6 protein-coding genes are annotated in these 6,764 nt (G+C 37.1%); 1 reads left to right on the forward strand and 5 read right to left on the reverse strand.

Annotation, left to right across the window (positions count from 1 at the left end; all coding sequences use genetic code 11):
* Positions 1 to 12 precede the first annotated feature (12 nt).
* The gene (gene serC / locus ACPYKA_RS04225) at positions 13 to 1,110 is read left to right on the forward strand and encodes a 3-phosphoserine/phosphohydroxythreonine transaminase (protein WP_479541135.1); all 1,098 of its coding nucleotides are present in this window, start codon (positions 13 to 15) and stop codon (positions 1,108 to 1,110) included.
* 270 nt (positions 1,111 to 1,380) lie between these two features.
* Here serC and ACPYKA_RS04230 read toward each other — a convergent pair whose 3' ends face one another.
* The 5 genes from ACPYKA_RS04230 to ACPYKA_RS04250 form a co-directional block, all read right to left on the reverse strand.
* Positions 1,381 to 2,754: a GntP family permease gene (locus tag ACPYKA_RS04230; protein WP_479541136.1), complete on the reverse strand. Its 1,374-nt coding sequence runs from the start codon at positions 2,752 to 2,754 to the stop codon at positions 1,381 to 1,383.
* Between the two features lie 106 nt (positions 2,755 to 2,860).
* A complete protein-coding gene (gene pdxA / locus ACPYKA_RS04235) occupies positions 2,861 to 3,874 on the reverse strand; it encodes a 4-hydroxythreonine-4-phosphate dehydrogenase PdxA (RefSeq protein WP_479541137.1) in 1,014 nt (337 codons plus the stop codon).
* A gap of 48 nt (positions 3,875 to 3,922) precedes the next feature.
* Positions 3,923 to 5,221, reverse strand: coding sequence for a four-carbon acid sugar kinase family protein (locus ACPYKA_RS04240; RefSeq protein WP_479541138.1), 1,299 nt, complete (start codon positions 5,219 to 5,221; stop codon positions 3,923 to 3,925).
* Positions 5,218 to 5,997, reverse strand: a complete 780-nt coding sequence (locus tag ACPYKA_RS04245; protein WP_479541140.1) for a DeoR/GlpR family DNA-binding transcription regulator — start codon at positions 5,995 to 5,997, stop codon at positions 5,218 to 5,220. The genes ACPYKA_RS04240 and ACPYKA_RS04245 overlap by 4 nt, the downstream gene beginning before the upstream one ends.
* A gap of 503 nt (positions 5,998 to 6,500) precedes the next feature.
* Positions 6,501 to 6,764 (reverse strand): oxidoreductase (locus tag ACPYKA_RS04250; protein ID WP_479541139.1); only part of this gene is annotated, 264 nt, incomplete at its 5' end.

The following is a 6,764-nucleotide window of genomic DNA, read 5'->3' on the forward strand; positions in this document are numbered from 1 at the left end:
GAAGTGAATAATGTGAAAAAGAACTTTCGAAATACGTACAACTTTAATGCTGGGCCATCAGCACTTCCAACCGCTGTTTTAGAAAAAGCCCAACAAGAACTTACAAACTTCCAAGGTACAGGAATGTCTGTGATGGAATTAAGTCACCGCAGCAAAACGTTTGAAGACGTACATAATGAAGCTATTCTTCGTTTAAAAAAGCTGTATGCAATTCCAGATGACTATGAGGTTGTTTTTCTACAAGGTGGGGCAAGTTTGCAGTTTTCAATGATTCCAATGAACTTTTTAACGCAAGACCATAAAGCCGGATATATTATGACAGGATCTTGGTCGGAAAAAGCATTTAAAGAAACAAAATTTTTCGGAGAAGCGTATCAAGTTGCTAGCTCAAAAGAGGATCAATACCGTTTTATTCCTGAGATTTCAGCAAATGATTTTGATGCGAATGATGCCTATGTACATTTAACTTCGAACAATACGATTTATGGTACACAATGGCAGACGTTTCCTGACACTGGACAAGTCCCTTTAATCGCTGACATGTCGAGTGACATTATGTCAAAACCTATCGATATCAATAATTTCGATATGATTTACGCTGGAGCACAAAAAAACCTTGGACCATCCGGAGTAACAGTAGCTATTATTCGAAAAAGTCTGCTTAAAAAAGCCAATAAAAATATACCATCTATGCTCTCTTATCAAACATACGTAGACAAAAACTCTCTCTACAACACACCACCGACATTCGGTATTTATATGTTAGGAGAAGTACTGAAGTGGATCGAGTTACAAGGTGGACTTGAAGCGATCGCAAGCAATAACGAAGAAAAAGCAACATACATCTATGATGCCATTGACAATAGTAATGGTTTTTATGTCGGTCATGCAGAAAAAAATAGTCGTTCCCTTATGAATATCACATTCCGAGTTCAAAATGAGGAATTAGAGAAGAAGTTCTTAGCTGAAGCGGCAAAGGAAGGTTTTGTCGGATTAAACGGACATCGCTCCGTCGGCGGTTGTCGCGCATCAACGTATAATGCGGTTCCGCCAGAAGCATGTCTTGCACTGAGTGAATTTATGAAAGATTTCCAACAGAAAAATAGTTAAGAGTAAAATGAGACATTCCACTTTTAGTGAGTGTCTTTTTACTTTTTACGAAAAACGTAAGTACTTACATGTAAATGATAATATATTCCATTATCCGCTTTTGAGCAAAAACTTTTCACTTCGTTAATTGTTAATTCAATAAAAATTCTCTTTAAAAGAGACAAAAAGGGAAAAAATCCGCATGAACACTGAATTCTTGGTATAATTCACCAATGCAAATCAACCAAAAAGTCCGTTTTATCATGCGGAAATTGTTCCAAAAGACTAAAATTAAATAAACATGTTTGCAATTAATAATACAATTAACCCAACAAACCACATAAGCGTTGTAGGTATTGACCAAACCATAATCTGCTCTTTTACATTTTTTATTCCGGACATACGATTAACTACCCAGAAAAGGCTATCATTAAAATAGGAGAAGACAAGTGATCCCATTGCAGCAGCTTGAGCAGCTAATGCCATGTTTATATCCAGCTGAGCTAAAATAGGCGCCGAAATAGACGCTGCAGTAATCATTGCCACTGTTCCACTCCCTTGAATTAAGCGGACTAGTGATGCAATGATGAATGGAATAAGTACTGCTGGTAATGGTAATCCTGCAATCTGCGTTGCAATATAGTCTCCTGCTCCACTTTCACGGAGCACGTTACCTAATGCTCCACCGGCACCAGTAACGAGAATGATAATACCTGATGATTGAATACCTTCTTCCATACGATCCAACGTTTCCATCCGGCTTAAGTTTTTCGTTAGCCCGTAAATGGCAACGAGTAATCCAATGGCAACTGCGATTATCGGATTTCCGATGAAGGTGAAAATACTATAAAAACCTTCTGTAAGATCTAAAGCGGCTAATGTTGTGTTAAAGAAAATAAGAATTATCGGCACAATGATTGGTAAGAGTGACCTTGTCAATGAAGGTAATTCCTTTTCTCTTTCATTCATTAATTCCACTAATTCAGGGTACTCAATTTCCTTATCAGGTCTATGAAATCCGTCACCTGTTTCATCTGGTATTTGGTAAATCCTTTTACCAAGCCATTTTGCATATAAAACCCCGGTAATCACAAGTGGGATCCCGAATATTAATCCAAGTAAAATCATTAAACCAATATCAACACCAAAGATTCCGGCAACACCTAAAGGTCCAGGTGTTGGTGGTACTAGTGAATGTGTTACGACAAGTCCAGCAGCTAGGGCTACGCCGATAGACACAACAGATTTCCCAGTCCTCCTGGAAAGCGATTTCACTATAGGGTTTAAAATAACAAATGCAGAGTCTACAAATATTGGTATGGAAACTATAAATCCTGCAATAGCCATTGCCCACTCTTCTTTTTTCTTTCCAACCCACTTGATAAATGAAAAAGCAAGTGTTTCTGCGGCTCCTGTAACTTCTAGGATTTTCCCCATCATTACTCCTAAACCGATGACAATACCGATAGAAGCCAATGTACTCCCAAATCCTTCTGAAATAGCTTCTGCTACCGAACCTGGAGCCATGCCTCCTACTATACCTGCAATCGATGCAGCAATGAGTAAAGCCACAAATGCATGTACTTTTGTTTTTAATACTAATAAGATTAATACAATAACACCTAATAATAATCCAGCAATTAATTGAGTGCCTGAAACATCCATATTATTTCCTCCTTGTTTATTTACTCTTTAAAGTGACACTATATTCCTTTGATTTATAGTTGTTTTAGAGAAATAAAGGAGAATTGCTCCTTTATTTCTCTATCTATTACAAACTTGCTTCGGTAAACTTTGTTGCATATTTTGCAGCTAGTTTAATACATTCTTCCATACTTGTACTTTCTGCAATGTTTTTGCCTGCAATATCAAATGCGGTTCCATGATCGACTGAAGTTCTCAAAAATGGTAACCCGTTTGTGATGGAAATTGTTCTGTGAAAATCAGTCATTTTTGCAGCAATATGTCCTTGGTCGTGGTAAAGCGACAGTACCGCATCATACTTACCATTTAATGCTTGGAAAAACACGGAATCAGCGGGAACAGGACCAACTGCATCGATCCCTTCTTTAACAGCAGCTTCAATACCGGGGATAATTTCCTCAACCTCTTCCATTCCAAACAGACCACCTTCACCACTATGTGGGTTAAGACCGGCAACTGCAAACCTTCTATTCTCTACGCCTAATCGTTGCAGTGCTTTATCACATCTGATTAAGTAATCATGCACTCTTTCCTTGGTCATTTGTCCAATTGCATCCTTTAACGACAGGTGACGTGTGAGGAAGAAGATGCGCATTCCTCTAACTTCAAACATGGTAAGCGGATCCTTTGTTCCAGCAAGATCTTCCAGCATTTCTGTATGACCGATGTATGGAACCTTTGCTGCTTTAAGTGATTCTTTGTTAATAGGCGTAGTGGCTAATGCTTGTACTTCTCCTGCCATTGCCAATTCAACTGATTTTTTGATATATTCAAAAGCCCCTTGACCACCTTGAACAGAAACTTGTCCATATTCAAGTGCATTCATGTCAATGTTATCTAAATCAATCATATCCACTGTACCAAATTGATATTTTCCTTCTTCCGGGGAAGACACTTTATTGATTGTCAATTCAGCCTCTATAATTTGAATAGCTTTTTCAATTACCGCATAATCACCTATAATTAACGGTTTGCTTACATTATAAATCTCCTCGTTCGCTAAAGATTTCATTGCAATTTCTGGACCGATACCAGCAGGATCACCCATTGGAATTGCTATAATTGGTCTATCATTTGTCATATCTTGTTCCTCCTTAATGTTATTCATTCCATTAATTTTGTGTTGAATTTAATTTTTAGATGCACTTACAGTCATTAGATGCTTTACGCTTTGATAGATTGCCTTTTTGTCTCCAGCCATACCACCTTTTGTAACAAGAGGAAAGCCATCAAAATGCCCCCCAATAAATTGTCCGTATGCGACCAGCGGAAGTACCTCATCAATTAATTTGATTCCCTCTGCATTTCCAATAGAGCAAAGTGACGCAGTTATATCCCCGCCACTGGAAAAACATCCGCCAATCTCAAAATCGCTGTTTTCAATAACAATACGGGTTATTTTAGCCAATCCATCTGCTATCCGCTTAGCAAGATAATCTTGAGTAGTTGCTTCTTTTGTAGCTATCTCTTTAAGATTTAAATTTTCTGAGCTAGGCGATTGTGTTGTAATGATAATAATTTCCTGTCTTTTCATTTCTTCTAAAGCACTACTTACCGCTCTATTTACCTCTTCTTCCCAAGTATTTGTTAAAGTCGCCAATTTCCCTGCATCAACATAGACAGGCTCGACCATTGTTTTTTCCATTAAATAATGAAGTTGGGTCTGACTATTTTTCGTAACACTACCAATCGTTACGATTATTTTTTTATTCGAAGAGCTTCCGCTTGTATATGCCTTCGAATACTCGGCAGTCAATGGACCAGGATCAACAGGAATCATTTGATAATCCCTTATCATGGCCATCGCGTTAGCTATATCCTCAATTTCCTCGTTAGTTACTGCATCTAAAACGATAATTCTACTTCCTTCGTCTATTTGCTGTTTCATAGCATGAACGATGGCTTTTTTACCGGTTAGAACCGTTTCTAATCCAATATGTGAAACGAGAAAATCACTTTGCTTTTGAATGATTTCTGGTACATAGGATTGTGTCAAAGGTATCACGGGGTCTTTAGCAACATCCGTAACCTGAACAGGAACACCATTAACTAATAAGTAGCCGCCAGATGTGATACGACCAGAGTCTGGGAAGGATGCAACAACGACAGCAATCGATTGTTCACCGCTCTGAGTTAATATTGCATCGATCTCAATTCCGATATTGCCCCGAACTGTACTATCAATTCGCTTGCATATCACATCTGTTTTCCATTCAATGCAATTTTCGAGTGCTTTTTTAACCCTTTTCTGTGCTACTTCTGGTTTGGCATATCTACTATCTGTGTCAATACATACAGCATCAAAATCTTCAGTGAAAGGAGGCTGGTCATAATACACCATAGTTGCTGCTTGAAAGCCTTGCTTTGTTAGCCTTACCCCAGTTGCATTCGCACCTGTTAAATCATCAGCAATAACACCTATTTTCATTTTTCATTTCTCCTTGGGATAATCACTTTCAAATATTCTCTTATTTTTTCCTTATATTCTTCAGATATTCCCTCATCTGTAATAACTCCATTAATATCTGAAAGATCACATATCTTTGCAAAAGATTTTTGACCAAATTTACTAGAATCTGTTACTAACCAGGTTGTTTCTGCTGCTTCTATCATTAGCTTTTTAATGTAAGCCTTCTCGAAAGTTGTTGAAGTTAACCCTGCTTCCGGATCAACAGCATGTGTGCCTAGAAATAGCAAATCAACATGAACATTTTTAATTATATGTTCTGTTAACGGACCAAATAAGGCACCGATATTATTTTGCAGTTCTCCTCCGGCAATAATCACCTTTAATTCACTATTCATTAGCTCAGCAGCAATTTTTATGTCGTTTGTTATAACAGTAATATTTTTTCTGTTTTTTAATAGTTTTGCTATTTCATAAGTGGTTGTACCTGAATCCAATAAAATAGTGGAGTTTTCTGGAATAATCTCTATAGCAGTTTGTGCAATTCGTTGCTTTTGAGCGTTGAATTTTGTTTCCTTTACTTGAAAAGAACTTTCTTTAACCAATGGTTTATTCAACACAGCACCACCGTACGTACGAATAACCTTTCCCTCAGATTCCAAACAATTTAAATCTCTACGAATCGTCATCGTCGATACATTTAATTGTTCAGCTAATTGATCTATATCAATTTTTTCATCCATATTTAAACGATCTAAAATTAAATCTCTACGGTCTTTTGGATTCAAAATAATCACCTTGTTCAATGTTAACATTTTATATTTATATTATGTTCATAAGTAACAAAAATGTCAAGTTTATTTGTTTATTATGTTCACATATAACATTTATTGTTATATTATAAAAAGATTTGACCATTCCTCTTATACGTATTAAAAAAACTTCAAAAGAAGAGCTAATCAAGGTTTTCATTTTTTGCAATTAAAAAGATGCCCCTTAAAGGACATCTTCTTTCAATAAATTTATGGACTTTACTCATTCCTGAATCCGTGGGTAACCGAGGGGGAGCGTTTTAATTTGAATTCGAGTGCCACCCTCTATTCAAGATGAAGAGATTTTGAAAACTTCGTTGCAAAATATAATCTGTGATAATATTTTCGAAAAAAACACGCTTGATCTTCGTTACTATAAATTTAATAACGGTGTTAGAGGAAGTATTCTAGGTATCGTATATACTCCCCCTTGCCACTAGGGCATTAACATCCATTTATTTTTTCATTATGTTTTTCCAAATTGTTGGTTACTTCCATCCACGTTCGTATTGTTTTGGAGCAATCAAATCGTATCCAAGTTCATCTGCTGCCGCTTTAGCCCAATATGGGTTTCTGAGTAAGGCTCTGCCAATGAATACGAGATCTGCCCTATTGTTTTGTAAAATCTCTTCGGCCTGGATGCCTGTGGTGATTAAGCCAACCGTCCCGGTAGCGATCGCAGAATTTTTTCTAATTACCTCGCTATGCTTCACTTGGTATCCAGGGTATGATGTAATACGTGCTGGTACAAC

The sequence above is a fragment of the Pseudogracilibacillus amylolyticus (SeqCode) genome, assembly GCF_051918545.1.
In the GTDB taxonomy this organism is placed as follows: Bacteria; Bacillota; Bacilli; order Bacillales; family Amphibacillaceae; genus Pseudogracilibacillus.

What these genes read in the sequence shown, in the direction of transcription:
- ACPYKA_RS04230 (WP_479541136.1), bottom strand. Translation starts at nt 2,754, where the DNA reads ATGGATGTTTCAGGCACTCAATTAATTGCTGGATTATTATTAGGTGTT.
- pdxA (WP_479541137.1), bottom strand. Translation starts at nt 3,874, where the DNA reads ATGACAAATGATAGACCAATTATAGCAATTCCAATGGGTGATCCTGCT.
- ACPYKA_RS04240 (WP_479541138.1), bottom strand. Translation starts at nt 5,221, where the DNA reads ATGAAAATAGGTGTTATTGCTGATGATTTAACAGGTGCGAATGCAACT.